Consider the following 18,636-nt stretch of genomic DNA (forward strand, 5'->3'; position numbering starts at 1 on the left):
ATATTACGTGTCTTTGCCGCGGGGGGCCACCCACCGTTTTTTGTGCCGCCCCTAAAACCCGGCTCCCCCCCCCCACTCCAATTTATTTCCTCGGGCCCCGCCGCCCGGCCGGCGCCCGCCGGCTGCTCGTGAACCGCGCCCGGTCTTCTTCGGCAGGCTTCAGCGATCTTGCCCCCTTCGGCTTCGCGCCCCTGGCGCGGGGCAGCCTGTCGGCTGCTGCTGGCAAGTACCTGGTCGGGTGCAGGCGGGGACGCCCACTCTTAACAACGGCTTCTTCAAGTATCCGCGACAATCGGCTGCTATGCGTTGGATGGTCATCGCATGAAGTTGATCAGAACATCCCTCCGTTTCGGACACCTCCCCGCCCAAGGGTTACAAGGCCCCACCCCTCTAATCGATCCGGGTCGACTCGCCGTGCACCGCCGGCGTGGAAAGGGCGCCCGAGGCGCCCTTCATTTCAGATCGGCTGTCAGCAGGGCCGCCTTCGCGTTGCGTATCAGAAGCGGTAGGTGACACCTGCGCCTATCAACCACGGATCGAGCGCAGCCTTCCCCGTCAGCTTCGCGCCGTCGACCGTGACGTCGAAGTCTGGCTTGAGGAAAAGCTTCTTCACGTCGAAGTTGACGCCCCAGTGCTGATCCACCATGTAGTCGAACCCGACCTGCAGCGCGGCGCCGAACGTGTTCCTAACCTTGAGAGCGTCGGCGCTGCCGACATCCTGGTTATAGAATATCGTGTAGTTCACGCCGGCACCAACATAGGGCTTGAAAGCGCCGAAATTGGTAACATGATACTGCAATGTGAGCGTAGGCGGCAGCAGCCAAACCTTGCCGATCTTGCCCAGCCCGCCGATCGCTCCTTGGCCCCCGATGTTTGCATAGGTGGTGCCGAGTATGAGCTCGGCGGCGATGTTGTCCGTGAAGAAATAGGAGATATCGAGTTCCGGCGTCACCGTGTTCGAATAGGAAAGATCGGAGCCGGGCACTGCTTTGACGTAGCCCGAATCCTCAGTGACGACCCCCAACGCACGCAGGCGGATCTGCCAAGGGCTTGGCGCTTCCGTGACCGAGGCTCCCGCCTGCGGGACGCTCGCGGCTTGCGCAAGGTCCGCCGCGACGGCCTGCTGTCCCATCACGATGAGGAAAACGGCCGCTGTTACTCCCCGTGCCGCGCGCATTTGGTTTCTCGCCATGATATTCTCTCCTTGCTGTTTAGAAATGATGCACTGAACTACGAAAAGTCTTGTTCGAATTGCGTGATTGGCGGAGCGCTGCATGCGCAGTTTGCGTGGGACCGCGCACCCATTATTTGCGCCGTGCTCGCAATCATCGACCTGTACTCACTTAGAAGTAAGCGGGATAACCAAAGGCCTGCAGCTTGCGGCCGTCTTACGCGCGTGACCCGGGTGGGACGCGGTCGTCCCGCTTCGTGGTGGCGAGCAGGATCGGCGGATAGGCGGCAAGGGTGGTCCCGGCGCCATAGTAGTGCGGATTTCCGGCATCTTGCCAGAATTGTAGAGGTACTGACCGCGGCGCGTGATCACGGGAACCTTGTCAGGACGGTCGAAGATCGCTGTCAGGGCCTCGTGGTCGCGATCGAACTGTGTTCCACCGAAGTGCCTCAGGGTCCTGGCAGACTGGCTGGCGGCCCAGGCAAGTGTCTGTTCTCCTTCTACATCTTCGAGCCAAAGATGGGGATCATCGTACGGGGCATTCAGCGTTGGGCGGAAATCGAATACGGTCATGTCCGGATAACGTGAAGAATGATGTCGACTGGAAAACAGCCCCAACGTCCTGTCGGCTCGGAAAGGCCAGTTTTCGCGGCTGCGACCGCATGTTCGGCGAGCTTGATCATGGCATGATTTCTCCTCAGTCCTTGCCGCAGCGCGTTTGCGGATAGCCTTGCACGTGTCGTGCCAAACGTGAAAATCATTTCACAACAATGACATGGCTCTGATTGCGGTGTGTCTCATGTCCGACTTTGTCGAAGACCCGACAACGAGTGCAGCCGTGACCGCCTGATAGAACCTCCTGTGCGAGCTCGGTGGGCACGGCGGAATAGCAATGAAGCTCACCGCAAAACTGGCCGAGCTTCGGATCGACATCGGCGACGGGGCGATCGACGACCACTACGTCGCTGGTGTCGTGCGCGGCACAGCCTGAGGACTCCGCGGCGGCGATCATCGAATAACTGCGTTTACGACGGCTCCATCCTGGCCGACCGGTGGGCGCGCAAAAGACTGCTGTGCGGCCTCATCCCTCCGCCTGGATTGAGTCGCAGGGACCGAATGGCGTCGTGCTTTTGGAACCGGCAGAGTGGTCAGAACGCAATTCTCCTTCCCGCTATCTTTACAGAGATTCGACAATCCAGTTGGTGAAGGTCCCAGATCGCGCAATCATTGATGCCTCAGGTCTGGGCATGCCCATCCGCAACCATGTCATCAAGAGCATCGATCCGACACCAACACAGAGAATTGCTTCCTCATGAGAGAGGCGTCGCGGCGGACATGAGATTGCGTCACTCTTCATGATCGCCGCCTCCGAGGATGTCGGGATCGAGCCAGTGCAACGGCACGATAGGGCGAAGGATTTGGCAGCTCTTGCAACTGCCGACCTCGATGGGAGACGGCATGTCGCGATCTGTCCGGCAGAGACACCAGGTTATGCACTGTCCGTTCATGAAGGCTTCGTGCTGGTCTCCATGAGAAGTATTCTGGTGCAGAAGGTGCCCGATTAGCTATTCGGAAAAGGCGACATCGACGTGCAAATCGGGCGCCGCCGGTGGCGTCCCCCCTCAATGTCGGATTTCCGACAGGATCGCAAATCCGCCAACCCACTGTTTAACAAGGTTTTCCTTCTCTGGCACGGCCCATGCACGGGATTCTGCGAACGCATCAGCGAGAGGTCGTCCATGATCATGCGCACCGAAAATGCCGTCGCCGCAGTGAAACCCGCGCTCTTGCCTGCCACCAAGCCGGCGAAAGGCCGGCGCGTCATGGTCGAGGCGGGCGACTCGGCCGGCTTCAAACACCTAATGGGCCTGGAAAGCGTCTCGCGTAACGGCGACGCGGTCATCGAGGCGGGCGGAAAGGATATACGTTGATGCCCCCAACCCACGTCCCCGGCATGACCCGTCGATTGTCACCGCGCTGGAATGCTCGGGTCTACATTCGATAACCCGCAGGACAATTCTCGCAAATCCGGTCGGCACCGGGGATCGAAACGTCCGCGAGGGGGCCCAATGGCTATGGCCGATATTCGCCGCGAACAAGCGCCTAGTGGGAAGACTCTATAGGAGGAAAGCAAGTGGAGTTATCTTGCGTTGGGGTCGGTGCTGGGCCGTCTAATTTGAGCCTTGCGTGTCAGATACACGAGCAAGTTGGGCAAGGGGCACTGTTCCTGGATCGGCAGGTCGACTTCCGCTGGCATCCAGGCATCGCTTTCGATTCCTCAGAGCTCCAGGTGAGCCACTTCAAGGATCTGGTCACGCTGGTGAATCCGCGATCAGCCTACACTTTCGTAAACTACCTGTACGAGAGCGGGCGTCTGTACCACTTCCTGAACGCACAGTTCGAGGCTGTGTTCAGAGCTGAGTTTGAGCAGTACCTGAACTGGGCCTTCCACAGGAACCCGCTTGTCCGTGGCGGCGAGACCGTGCACGAAATCCGCTTTGACGGCGAGTTTCGGGTGCGGACGGATAAGGCGGTTCTCGGCGCCAGAAACGTCGTGGTCGGCATTGGCAAGCAGGCGCAAATTCCGCCTCAGTTTCAGGGCTGGATTGGACGCAACCTGTTCCACTCATCTGTTTTACTGCACATCCACCCTGAGGTGCGGAGAAAGCATGTCTGCGTGGTCGGCGGAGGCCAGTCGGGAGCCGAGGTGATGTTGCATCTTATCGGCCTGCCGAAAGAACGGCGGCCTGCCTCGATCACTTGGGTCTCGCAGCGCGAAAACTATCTGCCTCTGGACAACAGCCCGTTCACAAACGAGTTGTTCATGCCCTGCTTTTCGGATCGTTTCGCGGCGATGAGCGAGTCGCAGCGTAAGCTGCTCCTGCGGCGTTTCGTGCTTGCCTCGGACGGCATTTCGGAAAGCACGTTGCGCGCGATCTATCAGGCGCTGTACCGCCACGCATTTTTCGAGCCAAACCGATCCGACATCACACTGCGGCCGGGCTGCACCGTCTCGCACTGCATCAACGCCGGCGCGGGTAACAGGCTGACCCTGCAGCACGGCATGGTCGAGGTCGAAGAAGTCACGGCTGACATCGTCATCCTGGCCACCGGTTACGAGAACGCGGTGCCAGACTTCTTGGAACCCATCGCGCACCGGCTGGAGCAGATCGACAATGAATTAGCTATTCGCGAGGATTTTTCGGTGAGCTGGGACGGACCGCATGACAGACGCATCTTCGTACAAAACGCGAGCCTCGGTCAGCGCGGCCTGGCCGATCCGAACCTAAGCCTGCTAGCCTGGCGCGCGCGCCGCATCCTCGATAGCCTTCTTGGGCGCGCGCCATGCGCGAAGCCCGAGCATCCTGGCTTCATCAGCCATACCTCGATCGAGAGCTGGCCCGACCCCGTGGCCGAAGAAATGGGCAGCGGGATATGACTCGTAGACTTTTGGTCATCGGCGGTGGCATCCTAGGAATGATGTCCGCCTCCGCTGCGGCGAAGGCCGGAGGCTTCTCCGGCTTCTCCGAAATCATCGTGACCGAACAAGCCCTTGGACCAAGCGGCGCATCGCATTATTCTGGGGGCGTGCATTTCCCCTACGGTTGTCAAGACCGTACCAGGTCGCTCACTCGAAAGAGCGCCGTGGTCTTGATGGCCATGGTTGGGTCGGCGGTCAGCGGATGGTGCCGGCCTTTAGCGATGCGTGTCGTAGCTGGACCGGGTGAAGCGATTGATCCGGCCCAGCTTACGGAACCCCTGGACCCGGCTGAGCCTGACATAGGCAGTCTCGCGCCGAGCTTCTGCGGACAATATCCGCCGGAGCGGAACGCACTTAGCATCGCCGTCCCACATGACGTGAGTCCGTCTCCGTGGACCCGCAACTTGACCAGCGCCCGACTGCCCTAATTGGGATGTCCGACCAACCAGTCTTTCCAACAGGAGGCTTTTCGCATGTTGACTGATGCACAAAGAGAAAAGTGGCAGAAAGACGGATACGTCAGGCTCGAAAGGTTCTTCGCTCCAGCGGCTCAGGAAGATATCTCTACTTTTGTCGAAGATATGTCACGCTGGGATGTCAGCGATGATAAATGGCTCATGTGGTTCGAGAAGACGACGGACAATCGAAAGATCATCTCCAAGATCGAGAATTTTCTCGACTTCCATGATCCATTGCGTCGTTTGCTCTTAGAAGATCAGCGCATAAAGTCAGCGGTCGAGGATTTGCTTGGTGAAGATTCGCGCAGGCTCAAGGAGTTGCTGATTTTTCACTACCCCGACAGCGGCGGCTATCTCCCGCATCAGGACATTTATCACATTCCACACAAACTCCCCGACCGGATGGTCCATGCGGTGGTTGCCATAGGCATCGACGACTCCGACCCGGAAAACGGCGGGCTTTTCTTCAGCCCCGGCAACCACAAGAAGGGGGTGTTTCCCATGGATGCCGGTGGGGTGATCGATCCTCAAGTCGCCGAAATGTTCTCCTGGGAACCCATAGCATGGAAGGCTGGCGACATCTTCATCTTCGACGATTACGCACCGCACTACTCACGACCGAACAAAAGCAATCGTTCGCGGCGGACACTCTACTTGGTGTTCCAGCGTGCTTCAACCGGTGGACCGACCCGCGCTGAATATAACGTGCTTAAGCGCGCCCTTAACCCGCCCGAGGGCAAAGTGGCCGATCTCGACAAACTCAAGCCCCCAAATGGAATTTTCTATCGCTATTGAGCTCACGCAGCCAGGCGGAGGCATGCACACGAAACTGATCGACCGCTCAAAAATGCGCGGAGAGTATGGCGTTCTGATTTGCGGGCTCGCGGAGCATCGACCGCAGCCCGTTACGACGCTTCGGCACGTGGATTGTGGAGGTGGTCGCAGGCCGGTCTTCTATGACGCCTACAGCCCGACTGGCGCCCCCCTCGTCGCCCGCCTGGCGGCCCAGAGTCGCATTATCCTGGCCGGGGCCGCCAACGGGTTGGGCTGCCGCTTCTCTGCGCAACTTGCACAAGAGGCTGTTGCGTTGGCAGCCGAAGATCCCACTGCTTCAACAGCTCAGGTTCGTTGTCATGCGCAAATACACGTTTTCTCGAACGGAGCTGTCGCGGGCGTTCGGTATCGACATGGCCACGCTCGGAACGGGAAGCGTCGGGACGGGTTTTTCGTTCGGTAGGCTGGCACCGGGCGCTACATCCGAGCCCCATCGGCACGACGAAATCGAGGCCTTCGTGGTCCTGTCTGGCGCGGGCAAGGTCACTACCGACCGTGGGGAAATCTCGGTCGAGGCGGGCGATGTCGTTCTGTTCCACCCTTTTGAAGCGCATGTGCTGCGCAACGACGGAAACGAAGACCTAGACTTCGTCGATGTCTACTGGCGAGACGGCGAGGCCGCCCTTGATGCCGCTGCAAAGATCACGGCTCCACGCGGGCCGATCTTCGTCTTCTCCACGCCGCCAACGCCAAATGGCGATCTGCATCTGGGGCATCTTTCTGGCCCCTATTTCGGCGCCGACGTCTATACTCGTTTCCTGCGCATGAAAGGGGTAGAGGCCTACCACCTGACAGGAAGCGACGATTACCAGAGCTACGTCACTATACGCGCCGATGCCGATCAATCGACGCCTGCCAACGTGGCGCGCTACTACGCCGACGAGATTCGCGCCACGCTTGCACTTCTCGATTGTGACGTCCACAGCTTCCAACCCACAATGGGCGATGACGGTTACGGCGAGTTTCAAGCCGCGTGTTTCCGCAGTCTTCTGAGCAGTACGGCGGTAGATCTGCGCCAGAGCCCTGCGCTTTTCGATGCTGTGACAGGCCACTATCTTTACGAGCCGGATGTTAGCGGCCTCTGCCCCGATTGCGGCGGCTCCGCTGGTGGCAACATCTGCGAGGAATGCGGCGCCCCAAACCTTTGCCACGACTTGGGTGCAGCCCGGTCACGGCAGTCTGCCGAGGCGCCGCTGGTCGGCTCCGTCCGCCGCCCGGAACTTGCCTTGGACCGATGCTACGACAATATCGACCGGCATCTAAGGGCGTCGGGCGTCCCGCTACGGATCTTGGATCTCTTCGCGCGCCTACGCCGACGCGGCAACTTTTCAGTGCCCATTACCCACCCCTCGGACTGGGGCCTGCCGGCCGAAGGGTTCCCGGGGCAAGTGATCTGGGTCTGGCCGGAAATGGCCTTCGGTTTTCTTTACAACATCCAGGCGCTCGGCCGCTTGCTGGGTCGCGACTGGAAGGCGGAGATGCCCGGCAACGACTGGCAGATTGTCCATTTCTTCGGCTTCGACAATTCCTTCTACCACGCGCTACTCTACCCCGCTCTTTACGCCGAGGTCTTCTCCCACTGGACGCCACGCATCCACTATCACGTCAACGAGTTCTACCTGCTCGACGGCAAGAAGTTCTCAACCAGCTGCCGCCATGCGGTCTGGGGCAAGGAGGTTCTGAGCCCAAAGACAGTCGACGTCGTGCGCCTCCATTTGGGCCTGACACGCCCGGAAGGTGAGCGGACGGATTTCACGCTGGCCGCGCTGCGCCGCACCGAGAACGAGGTGTTCCAAGGGATTTGGCTGAACTGGCTTGATGCGTTGAACCAGGAAATCCAGCAGGATTTTGGCGGCCATGTACCCGATGCAGGCGACTGGAGCCCGGCCGACCGCGCCTTCTTTGCTCGGATAGAGATCTATCGCGCGGCGATGGAACGCGCCTATTCGGACGAAGGCTTCTCGCTCCGGCGCGCGGCCGCTCAGGTCTGCGATTTCGTGCGCGATTGCGTGATCTACCGTCGGGCGCAAGACTATGCGGCGGCGCGACGTTTCTATCCCGCCCGCAATCGGACTTCGCTAGCCCTTCAGACGACGGCCGCTGCGATCCTGGCACCGACACTCGCTCCGCTGATGCCCCGATTCGCCAGAACGCTGGCGCGAGGCATGAATGGCGTCTCAGACGAAACATGGCCCCGGTCCGTCCAGCGCCTTGCGCCCGGGACGCGCTTTGATCTCGGACCCGTGTTGGTGTTCTACGCCAAATCCGGCAATCCTCATCTCGATGAGGAGGAAGCACTATGAGCCCAAAGGTGCACCAGTGAGCTATCCCAATCTCGACCAGATCTGCGCGGCAATCAAAGCCGATGATGCCAAATATCTTTACTCGCTGTCACTGGCGACCGAAGCCGCTATCAGACGGTAGAGACCAGATTGGCGGACCTGAACCAACGCATCGTCGACACCCTGGCCCGCGCCTTCGAGGACCGCTCGGCCGATCGCTTCCCAGCCCTTGCTGTTTCGTGCCGCAAATGCCGTGTGGGCTCGACTGCGCTGACCAACCTCTTCGGCATCGCGGGATTTCCGTCCTCCAGCCGGTCAAGACTGTCATGCGGTTCGAGGCGCTTGGTCAACCTGGCGCGCCCTGGATCGTGCGCCGATCACCGGAAATGTCGAATGCGAATGCCTGCCTGATGGTATCTTCGATTCTGTCCGAGCCTGTACTGGCGCGGCAGTCGGCCGAAGAACAACTGAGCTACTGACAATCGGAAGGTAGCAGGTTCAAAATTCTGCCCCAGAAACCGGATATTGCGCACAACCAGCGTTCACGATCGCGATGGTGCACAAGCTTCCAACCATACCCGCGCAACGACAGCCCGTCGCCTGAAGATACTCGGCGAGGGCCGCCAAATCCCTCGCAAGCGTATCCTCCGTCACATGCACGCCGTCTTCGCCGACAATGCAGACGCTTGTCTCGTCGAGAGATGAACCCAGCCAGGGTGCTCCTTCAGGATTGCGTGTTTGCTCGGGTACGGAGTCGCCCCTCAGTTCCCAATCGAGGAGCGATCCTACAATTCACATATTTGGAGATCGCTCGCTAGGTTACCCGGTCTGTGAACCCTGCAAGCCGAAAATTCAGATGCCGCCCATGCAGAGATATTTCATTTCGAGGTAGTCCTCGAGGCCATGGCGGGATCCCTCCCGCCCGATGCCGGACTGTTTTATCCCACCGAACGGCGCCGCTTCTGAAGACATCCGGCCGGTATTTACCCCGACCATTCCATATTCCAAGGCCTCGGCCACACGCCAGACACGCTTCAGGTTGGAGGCATAAAAGTAGGCCGCGAGGCCGTAGATCGTGTCGTTGGCCTCACGCACGACCTGATCCGCATCTTTGAAGCGAATAATCGGTGCCAGCGGCCCGAATGTCTCTTCTTGCGCGACGGTCATCTCGCTGGAGACACCGGTCAGGACTGTCGGTTGGAAAAACGTGCCATTCGTGCCGATGCGTTTGCCCCCGCATCGAATTGCGCCGCCTTTGGCGACGGCATCGGCAATATGGGATTCGATCTTGGCCAAAGCGTGCTTGTCGATGAGCGGTCCGATGTCCACTCCGGGAGCGAAACCGTCACCAACTTGAAGTTGGCGAGCCCGTTGCACGAATTTCTCGACGAACTCGTCGTGAACGCCCGACTGGACGTAAAGGCGGTTCGCCGAAACGCAGGTCTGGCCGGCATTGCGGAACTTCGCCTGGATCGCACCGTCAACCGCGGCATCGATATCGGCATCATCGAAGACGATGAAAGGTGCATTGCCGCCGAGCTCAAGGCTGACTTTTTTGATCTGGTCCGAGCACTGGCGCATGAGAAGGCGCCCGATCTCAGTCGACCCGGTGAAGCTGATCTTGCGGACCTTGGGATTGGTACAAAGTTCGCGGCCGACCGCGTCACCTTCGGACGCATAGATCAGGTTGACGACGCCTTCGGGAAGGCCAGCCTGATGGGCGAGGGCGAACATTGCTCCCGCCACGAGCGGCGTCTGTTCAGCGGGCTTGAGGACGATCGTGCAGCCCGCCGCCAAGGCTGGCGAGATTTTGCGCGCCACCATCGAGGCCGGGAAATTCCATGGCGTTATCGTGCCAACAACTCCGATGGGCTGCTTGATTACCAGCATTCGGCGGTCCATCGATGGTGCGGAGATCGTCTCGCCATAGACGCGATTGGCCTCCTCGGCGTACCATTGCAGATACGCCGCAGCATGCGATATCTCCGACTTGGCTTCTGCAAGCGGCTTGCCCATCTCCGCGGTGAGAATCTCGGCGAGATCGTCGGCGTGGTCGATGATCAACTGATGCCATCGCCATAGAACGTCGCTGCGCTCACGTGCGGTCAACCCTGCCCATCCAGGCTGAGCGACATAGGCCTTGTCGATCGCAGCGCATGTCTCACCCATGTCGGGTAGTTCTGCCAGCACTTCGCCAGTCGACGGGTTGAGGACCTCGAATGTCCGCTCGCTAGTCCGCGTGCCAAGTGCCGGCAGGCGATCAATGGGTCCAATCAGGTCAGGGGATCTCAGGTGACGGATCATCGGCAGGCACAGGGGCAATACCGGATTCCTCCTCAACGCAGCAGGTATATATAGCAGGTGCGGTGTGTACTCCGCGACGTCCGGGTTCCTTATAGGGCCTCGGCCAGACAGCTGGTAGACCACGGTACCCAACTGGAAACGGAGAATACCTGAATACGCTAGAAGATGCCTCGCGGTTCTACTAGTCGAACGATTGAACAACGGACATCGGCTTCGCCAGTCGCGCGGAGTGGATGCTGGTGGCCTGCGCCTACAATCTGCGGACCCCGAATCGGCGATTCTATCCACTCGAAGAGAGGCTCGCCTGAGGAGGAGCGCACCCCAATAATGACGCCTGAACCGGCAAATGCCTGGCAAGGCCCGCGAAAACCGCTCCTCGCGGCTTTAAACAGATCCCGTTTACCCGGCGAGCGCCCGCAAAATGAGAAAGAGGATGGAGAGGAACAGGGTGGCGAAGGCGCGCCGAGGGAAGACCGGCCGGCGCATTTGCATGGGGATGGAGCTCATGATCAATTCCCCGCCTGTTGCTGCGGCAAAAGATAGCCTGTCGTCGAATGGTCGAGCACCAGATAACGCGCGGCGACCGCCTTGACCTCGTCGGTGGTGACCTTGCGGACGCGGTCCGGCCTCTCGAGCACGTCCTTCACATTGCCACCGGTGGTGAGCGTCTTGCCATAAATGTTGGCGATGTGGTCCAGCTCGTGGTGCGCAAAAATCACCGAGCGGATATAGCGGTCTTTGGCCTTGTCCAGCTCGTCGCTGGTGACGCCATCCTTGGCGATCCGGGCGACTTCGGCAACGGCCGCCGCTTCGAGATCGACGAGCTTTGCATCGCCGCGCGGCGAGCCGGAGATGGTGAAATTGGTGTCGTCTAGCATGGTGCCCTGGAAGGAGGCGCCTGCCGCCGAGGCTATGCCTTGCTTGACGACAAGTTCCTGATATAGCCGGCTGCGGTTACCGCCGCCGAGGATCTCGGCCAGCAGGTCGAGCGCCTCGGCCTCGCCGGGCTCTGCCGTATGATAGGACGGCACCACCCATTGAGTGGAAAAGCTCGGCACCGAAACGCGCGCATCGGTCAGCGTCACTGTGCGCCTGGTGTTCTGCTCCGGCTCGACCGAACGGTTGCGCGGGGGCAGGTCCGGCCCGCGCACAACCTTGCCATAGGTCTTCTCGGCCAGCGCCTTCACCGTCTCAGGCTCTACGTCGCCGGCCACCACCAGCACGGCGTTGTTCGGTCGGTAGTATTTGTTGTAGATGGTGAATGCGTCTGTGCCGTTCAGCTTCTCCATCTCCTGCATCCAGCCGATGACCGGAATGCGGTAGGGCTGGTTCTGCCGCAACGTTGCGTTGACCTCCTCGTCCAGCAGAGCCCGCGGGTTCGTCTCTCTGTGCCAACGGCGCTCCTCCAGGATCACGTCGCGCTCGGTCTTGATATCATCGTCGTTGAGGATGAGGTTGAACATGCGATCGGCCTCGAAGCCCATCATCTCACCCAACGCCGAGGGCGCCACCGTCTCGAGGAAGGTGGTGTAGTCATAGGCGGTGAAGGCGTTATTGTAGCCGCCAATGGCTGAGACGGCTCGGTCGAACTCGCCGGCGGCGTGGTTGATCGTCGCCTTGAACATCAGATGCTTGAGGAAATGGGCAAGGCCGGATTTGCCGGGTGGCTCGTCGGCGCTGCCGATCTTGTACCAGACCATATGAGTGACGATCGGCGCGCGGTGATCGGGGATGACGACCACTTCCATGCCGTTGTCGAGCAGGAAATCGGTCACCTTGCCGCCGTCGGTGGCGGCCAGAGCCGGAGCGGTCGTCACCAGGGCCAGCGCGGTGGCAATGAACGCGTTGCGCAGCCAGGCGGACGATCGATGGCTCCGGTTGTGGTGGCTGGTCGAAAGGCAAGGTTCGAGGCAACGTGATTTGTCCCTAATTTTGATGAAGGCGCTGCGTCCCCGTCTCCCCGCGTGGGAGGATCGGCGGGTAGCGCCGAGCCAGATGAATAAGCTCTTCATGGAGCCAGGCCTTACCCGAGCCTCATCTTTGGATGGACCCAGGAGACCTGCGGCGGTATTTCTTGGTGAGGTGATCATGGGACGGATTCTCCTTGGTCCGCGACGCCTTGCGGATGACCAAGCATGCACCGTGCCAGATCAGAAAACCGTTCGAGGCAGTGGACAAATCGGGCTCTGCCATGTTGCGCATCCGACATTGTCGGACATCGGACAGGGCCGAACGCGACGCGCGCGGCTGAGAATATCTTCTTCGTTCGGAAGACGATTGGGCGCGCTGCCGGGGAGGGGTATAGGATGCGCTTCGAATGGCCGCTGCACTGACGGTGAGAATGGAGATGTTGGTCGCCGCAGCGGAACCCTGTCCTCGACAGCCAGACCGGGTCGATGCTGAAGGGCAGAGGCGTGAGCAGCCCAGCCAACTCGAGCGCGGAGCCTGCTCGCGCTAGGACGGATCTGATCCAAAAATCGGCAACTTGGGCGATATCGGCGAGGCGCTGGACAACGAAGATCGTAGGACTCGGGCGGGAAAAAACGATGCGGTCGCGCTTCTGGCGTAATGCGCCTGCCGCGAGGCCGTTGAGCCTGATGAGTTGCTACGCGAAAGGAAAGGGGAGTGTTTGCGCGGGACCTTGGTCAGACGTAAGAAACAACCGTCGAGCTCGCCGTAGAAGGGCATGCAGGCACGTTTGTCGCTGGAGGACAGCAGCACGGAAGCTGTCCGCGCTTGCCGTCGTCGCTGGGTACCAAACAGGAGAATTTGGCGGTCGCGGTCGAATTCATCTGCGTAAATACCGACTGGCTGTGCTCGGTTTGCCGGCGAACAGATTTTGCCTTCTTTGCGGCTGCAAACGCATCCCTGGCGGCGTGGTCCCTTAGGTCAAGAGCATCGGGTGAGTAACAGCCTGATCCTGCTCAATCTGATACGCGCCAACCGCCTCGCCGGATTGTGGAACCGCTCGCGGGTAGCTTCTACCACAAACAGCAAGGTCATGAAATCAAGTAAGAAGTCGTCGATCGCTTGGGCGATTGTTTCTGACTTGCTCTTGAACTGGTCCAGCAAAACGCGCGCGTTATCGATCGCTTCCACGCTGGTGGCATCGATTAACCCATCGACCCTCTTGAAACAATCCAATTCGAAACTCCTTCAAGCGCTTGCCAAGCCGTTATGCACGAAGGTAGCTCCGTGAACTACCCGCCTTTGACTTGGCGGCACGAGCAGCGGTCGGCCTTACGTCCCGTGCCTCCAAGCACCAGCCATAGACGTGGCGCTGAGGAGCGTTGGAAGGATCGGGCGCTTCCGGCCATGCTCGAGCGGTAGTGTAGGACACTGCTTGCTGGCGACTTCGGCCAAAATGGAGTGCGCCAGCTGATCGGGGCTTAACAATTTTTCGCTTTTTGCTGCGCCCAAGTCTCGGCTATGAGTCGGGCAGGCCTGATGGCCTGCCCACGTTGCAATTGTTAAGGAGGAACACGTATATGCCTACTGGAACGGTAAAGTGGTTCAACAGCACCAAGGGGTTTGGATTTATCCAGCCCGACAATGGCGGTCCGGATGTTTTCGTCCACATTTCCGCTGTCGAACGCGCGGGCCTCTCGACCCTCGCTGACGGCCAGAAGATCAACTATGAGATCGAGCAGGATCGCCGCACTGGCAAATCCTCCGCTGGCAGCCTCAGCAAAGCTGGTTGAAATTTCTGCGTCCTGGCAAGAGTTGGCGCGTAGGTCCGGAGGTCCTCACGGCCGCTCGATAGGAGCGAGCAAAAACTGAGGGCAGCAGATTGCTGCAGGCGTCGCGAATTCCTCATGAAACAAAGTTGTTTGAAAGGAAGGCGGGGTTGGCCCCGCCTTTTTATATGACGCGCAGATTAAGCCGATGGCTGCAACGCTCGAGAACGAATCTCGATTGCCGAAATCAAGCCGCGACCTTCTTGCGGGTTCGCTTCGTCGGCGCCGGCTCCGGCGCTTCCGGCGCTTTCGGTTTGCGGCCGAGCCCCATTGTCTTGGCCAATGACGAGCGCGCCGCGGCGTAGTTCGGCGCGACCATGGGATAATCCGCCGGCAGGCCCCATTTGGCCCGATATGCATCCGGCGTCAGCCCATAGTGGGTCGACAGATGGCGCTTTAGCGATTTGAATTTCTTCCCGTCCTCAAGGGAGATGATGTAGTCCGGTGTCACCGACTTCCTGATCGGGACTGCAGGCGTAAGGGCAACCGGCTCTTTTGCAGAGACACCTCCGGCCGTCCCTTTCAGAGCCGCGTGCACTTGGCCGATGAGGGCAGGGAGATCCCCCACCGGGATCGGATTGTTGGAGACATAGGCTGAGACGACATCGGCCGTGAGCTCGATGAGGGTGTCGATGTTTTTTTTGGCTTCTTCTGTCATGAAACTCTCCAGGCGGCGTGAAACACAGTCGGCGAAGCGTCGCTTCATAGTGGCGGTCGCCGCTGAAAGCAACAAAGGTCTCGACACGATTGTCTCGACACGATTATTGCGATGCTCGTCCAGCGAGATCTATGGCGCGGTATCCCGCCGTCGTGATCGTTGATCCGTCCGTTGTTGGTGACCTGCCGCGGTGCTTGCGCATTTTCAGGCGCGTCTCGGCCGTAAGCTTTGCGCCGAAATGACCAGTAATCTCGAAACGAAGCCGGCTATTTCTGTTTCGCCATCCTCTCTTTGGCTGTGAAATCCATGGCAGAGCAGTGGCCGCTTCCTGGTGGCGCGTGGAGGAACTATCAAGCGTGGATTCGCAATGGTCGAAACGATGTAGATTCATCCGGTGAGCCGCTCTCGCAGCAGGATGTTAGGGATTGGACCGCTGGTAAACCGAGGACATCACGCCGCTGCTTTGCTATTGAACCGCTATCGCTGTGACAACACATTCCGCAATGGTGGGCGGGTGTAGAGGAGGCGCCTTACGCAAACTAGCGGTTCAGCAGGTCGGGAGGAACGCATGAGCTCAGGGACTTCCAGCAGCCCACTTTTCGTAAGGCGTGCAGCGCACATCGTGCAAGAGATTGCCAGTCCTGCGGATGCTATCGATTTTCTCAACGAATGGCCAGAAGATCGCAGAGACCGGATCTACCAAGCCGCCCTCAGGGCGTGCTTTGATGCCTACAACGGACGAAAACCTGCGAGCGCAGCCCGCAAGACTTTTTTCCGCTTTGCGAAACAGGTCGTCATATTGGAAGATGCAACCTCCGCGATGCAATGGCTCGCTGCCTGCATGTCGGACAGTGGAAAAGCGCAAGTATAGGCGTCGTCAGTCGGTGTGAGGCTGGAGCGGGTACGCCGATGGGGTTATTGTATCGAGATTTCGCCGGCATCTGGAGCGTACTATAGCCTTGCGCGCTATGACGATGTTAATCATCTTGTTGTTATTGTAAATCAGCTTCTCGCGACAGGACTGCAACGCTTCCGGTGTGAAAATCACTGCGTGGGACTTGGTTCTCTCAAATTCATGACGGTAAATTGCCCTGTAATTATCGCAAGCAGTTGTCCCATGAAGCTGATAAACGGGGCCAAAATTGTGCTCCCTCGTCTGCCAATATTCGCTCGATGGAGGCTATAGGCCTCACAAGCCAATCAAAACAGCTACTTGGGCGCCCTTTGAAATTCGTTAATTTCGCTCAGCCCAAACGGCCCTCCACGTCGAAAGTAAGATTGTCCCGCAAAGCGTGCTACAAGACGCGATCCCGGATCGATTTGGGCCAACGTCGATCTGGCGAAGGCACGCCGGAAATCGAGCCGGACCTGCAGCGGAACAGATAACCCGAACCGAAATCTGAGACAGCGGCGGACCCGATTTCTTCATGGTAGAAGGCGCAGAGAGAACCGGAGCACGGCTCCGGCGCCGCCGCTTGCCGAGCAGCGATCCTCCGGCTCCCTGAAATCCAATCGAGAAGAGCGTTCACTTCCGAGACGGTCCCATCTCTGCCGCGAAAACAGGTGTCAGACCCCGGTCCTCTCCCGCAGCTGATCTAGCGCAGGGCGTTCATGAGCCGCATATCCCAGAGTGGCTGCGTGCACGATGCAGCGAGATCATTATGAAAATCCTATTCAGTACGATGGCTGTCCCCTTGCTGACAGCCATCGCTTTTGCTGCGGATTCGATCCCCGCAGACCTCAGAGAAACGGCACTGGCCACTTTCAAGGCTTTGCCACCCACCACGCCGGTAGTCGCCAACAACCCGATCACACCGGAGAAGATCGCCCTCGGCAAGGCACTGTTCTTCGATCCACGCGTCTCGGCGTCAGGCGTCTTGTCGTGCAACTCGTGCCACAACTTGGCCACCGGCGGCGACGACAATCATGAAACCTCGATCGGCCATGGTTGGCAGAAGGGACCGCGCAACGCGCCGACTGTACTGAACGCTGTCTTCAACATCGCCCAGTTCTGGGACGGTCGTGCCGAAGACCTGAAGGCTCAGGCGAAGGGACCGGTCCAAGCCGGCGTCGAAATGGCCAATACACCGGGTCAAGTCATCGCCACGCTCAAGTCGATGCCGCAATATCTCGAGTGGTTCGATGCAGCTTTTCCGGCTGAAGCCGATCGCGTCACCTTCGACAACGTCGCCAAGGCAATCGAAGCCTTCGAGGCGACACTGGTCACGCCGGCCCCCTTCGACGGCTTCCTCAATGGCGATGACGCCGCCATGACTTCCGAACAGAAACAGGGCCTGGCGCTTTTCATGGACAAAGGCTGCTCGTCCTGTCATGCCGGCATCAACGTTGGTGGGGAAGCCTATTACCCATTCGGCCTCGTGGAACAGCCCAGCGCCGAGGTCCTGCCGGAAAAAGACAAGGGCCGATTTGCGGTCACCAATGCAGCCGACGATTCCTATGTTTTCCGCGTGGCGCCGCTGCGCAACGTTGCACTCACCGCGCCATACTTTCATTCGGGCAAGGTTTGGGATCTGAAACAGGCCGTTGCCATCATGGGAACCACCCAGCTTGGCGTGGTACTGGCGGACGAAGAAGTCGACCTGCTTGTTGCCTTCCTGAACTCGCTGACCGGAAAGGCACCCGAGGTCGCCTATCCCATCTTACCCGCCGAAACGGCGACAACACCCCGGCCTATAATGCAGATCTTAGGAAAATAACGGCCAGCTGACTGCGGAACATCGCAATTGGCAATGATTGCGACTTTTACTGGGACGAGACGATCGCGACCTCCATGAGAACGCAAATGGCTCGTTTCCAAAGTGCAGACACTGCTTCCGTCACCAGCTCGTTGCGATGGAATCATGTTTGGGATCTGCCGTGCGACATGCCAAGGAAGGCGTCTGACGCATGAGGCTCGCGCGCTGTCGATACCGCGCGGCGGCCGGCCATCGCGCTGGCGGCCGAATAGCCGCGCGCCCGAGTGACCGGCCCCCCCCCCCCCTAGGGCGATGGGGCAGCCACTCCGTCCTCCATGTCCAGCGATTCTTCGACTGCTTCCGGATTCGGGGCGATGGTCCAAAGGAGAGTATTCGCCGCTGCATCCGGTTTCGAGCGACCTTGCTCCCAATTTCGAAGCGTTGCCAGATCGAGGCCATACCTCACGGAGAATGCCTCCTGAGAGAGCTTCGTGCGATCCCGGACTTCGCGAACACTTATCGGCCGTGGCGCATGAACCTTCGCGATCACGCCTGCGGACGACAGTTCATTCTTCAGTGCCAATAGGTCGTCGACGCAAGGAACCGTCACGAACGCCTTGCCGTGATCGACCATCTCCGTGAGTATCGCGTGGGCCGTCCTGAGCGGCAGCTGTCTCTTAAGGAGAATCCGGGCGGCCTCAGGAGTATTCGCGCCGTGAAGAAAACTGAGGCTCAGTCGGACGGGAGAGCCTGACGACACCGGGACGACGTCCCGGGTTCGCACCCGTTGTCCGTACCGCTCCATGAATTTCGATTTAGTCGACATTAAGCTTCTCCGCGATCACTCGACCGAGCTTGCGCAATTTGGACCATCCCCACTGGAGGCATCGCGATAAAAGTACGCCAAACAACGCTAAGGGAGAACAAGCAGTGATCTGATTTCGTTCGACGCTCGTTTTCGAGAGCCGTTCTGGGTCGTTCGCAATCAACTGTGTAGGCCAGCGGAGCGAGCAAG

At 59.4% G+C, this 18,636-nt stretch carries 14 protein-coding genes; 9 read left to right on the forward strand and 5 right to left on the reverse strand.

The genetic code is table 11. The features are described from left to right. Positions 1-496: 496 nt before the first annotated feature. On the reverse strand, positions 497-1,177 hold the full coding sequence (locus tag NKJ17_RS31965) for an OmpW/AlkL family protein (protein ID WP_031260882.1): 681 nt from the start codon (positions 1,175-1,177) through the stop codon (positions 497-499). A gap of 1,349 nt (positions 1,178-2,526) precedes the next feature. Between NKJ17_RS31965 and NKJ17_RS31970 the strand changes: the two genes are divergently transcribed. From NKJ17_RS31970 to NKJ17_RS31990, 5 genes are all read left to right on the forward strand, one after another. Continuing rightward, the gene (locus tag NKJ17_RS31970; protein ID WP_352691704.1) at positions 2,527-2,736 is read left to right on the forward strand and encodes a hypothetical protein; all 210 of its coding nucleotides are present in this window, start codon (positions 2,527-2,529) and stop codon (positions 2,734-2,736) included. A gap of 174 nt (positions 2,737-2,910) precedes the next feature. Then, positions 2,911-3,102 carry an iron-sulfur cluster assembly accessory protein gene (locus NKJ17_RS31975; protein WP_352691705.1) on the forward strand — a complete coding sequence of 64 codons (192 nt, stop codon included), beginning with the start codon at positions 2,911-2,913 and terminating at the stop codon, positions 3,100-3,102. Between the two features lie 203 nt (positions 3,103-3,305). Next, the gene (locus NKJ17_RS31980; RefSeq protein ID WP_352691707.1) at positions 3,306-4,610 is read left to right on the forward strand and encodes a lysine N(6)-hydroxylase/L-ornithine N(5)-oxygenase family protein; all 1,305 of its coding nucleotides are present in this window, start codon (positions 3,306-3,308) and stop codon (positions 4,608-4,610) included. A 515-nt stretch (positions 4,611-5,125) separates the two neighbouring features. Then, complete coding sequence (locus NKJ17_RS31985; protein WP_352691708.1) at positions 5,126-5,905, forward strand: phytanoyl-CoA dioxygenase family protein; 780 nt, start codon at positions 5,126-5,128, stop codon at positions 5,903-5,905. 338 nt (positions 5,906-6,243) lie between these two features. Next, the gene (locus tag NKJ17_RS31990; protein ID WP_352691710.1) at positions 6,244-8,247 is read left to right on the forward strand and encodes a class I tRNA ligase family protein; all 2,004 of its coding nucleotides are present in this window, start codon (positions 6,244-6,246) and stop codon (positions 8,245-8,247) included. An 831-nt stretch (positions 8,248-9,078) separates the two neighbouring features. Here the strand turns inward: NKJ17_RS31990 and NKJ17_RS31995 are convergent. Continuing rightward, positions 9,079-10,530 carry an NAD-dependent succinate-semialdehyde dehydrogenase gene (locus tag NKJ17_RS31995; RefSeq protein ID WP_502906593.1) on the reverse strand — a complete coding sequence of 484 codons (1,452 nt, stop codon included), beginning with the start codon at positions 10,528-10,530 and terminating at the stop codon, positions 9,079-9,081. 509 nt (positions 10,531-11,039) lie between these two features. Further along, entirely contained in the window at positions 11,040-12,542 is a 1,503-nt protein-coding gene (locus tag NKJ17_RS32000; protein WP_352691713.1) for a M16 family metallopeptidase, read from the reverse strand. Positions 12,543-13,432: 890 nt separating this feature from the next. On the opposite strand from NKJ17_RS32000, the gene NKJ17_RS32005 reads away from it, so the two are divergent. Both NKJ17_RS32005 and NKJ17_RS32010 read left to right on the forward strand, forming a co-directional pair. Continuing rightward, positions 13,433-13,729 carry a hypothetical protein gene (locus NKJ17_RS32005; protein ID WP_352691715.1) on the forward strand — a complete coding sequence of 99 codons (297 nt, stop codon included), beginning with the start codon at positions 13,433-13,435 and terminating at the stop codon, positions 13,727-13,729. Between the two features lie 289 nt (positions 13,730-14,018). Continuing rightward, the gene (locus tag NKJ17_RS32010; protein ID WP_023679670.1) at positions 14,019-14,231 is read left to right on the forward strand and encodes a cold-shock protein; all 213 of its coding nucleotides are present in this window, start codon (positions 14,019-14,021) and stop codon (positions 14,229-14,231) included. A 223-nt stretch (positions 14,232-14,454) separates the two neighbouring features. Here the strand turns inward: NKJ17_RS32010 and NKJ17_RS32015 are convergent, their stop codons facing one another. Further along, positions 14,455-14,925 carry a Ros/MucR family transcriptional regulator gene (locus NKJ17_RS32015; protein ID WP_352691716.1) on the reverse strand — a complete coding sequence of 157 codons (471 nt, stop codon included), beginning with the start codon at positions 14,923-14,925 and terminating at the stop codon, positions 14,455-14,457. A 568-nt stretch (positions 14,926-15,493) separates the two neighbouring features. Between NKJ17_RS32015 and NKJ17_RS32020 the strand changes: the two genes are divergently transcribed. After that, positions 15,494-15,796: a DUF982 domain-containing protein gene (locus NKJ17_RS32020; RefSeq protein ID WP_352691718.1), complete on the forward strand. Its 303-nt coding sequence runs from the start codon at positions 15,494-15,496 to the stop codon at positions 15,794-15,796. Positions 15,797-16,586: 790 nt separating this feature from the next. After that, the gene (locus NKJ17_RS32025) at positions 16,587-17,642 is read left to right on the forward strand and encodes a cytochrome-c peroxidase (RefSeq protein WP_352691719.1); all 1,056 of its coding nucleotides are present in this window, start codon (positions 16,587-16,589) and stop codon (positions 17,640-17,642) included. Between the two features lie 283 nt (positions 17,643-17,925). Here the strand turns inward: NKJ17_RS32025 and NKJ17_RS32030 are convergent, their stop codons facing one another. Further along, complete coding sequence (locus NKJ17_RS32030; RefSeq protein WP_352691720.1) at positions 17,926-18,447, reverse strand: helix-turn-helix domain-containing protein; 522 nt, start codon at positions 18,445-18,447, stop codon at positions 17,926-17,928. Between the last annotated feature and the right edge of the window lie 189 nt (positions 18,448-18,636).

This window comes from Mesorhizobium sp. M0208 (genome assembly GCF_040322015.1).
Classification (GTDB): domain Bacteria; phylum Pseudomonadota; class Alphaproteobacteria; order Rhizobiales; family Rhizobiaceae; genus Mesorhizobium.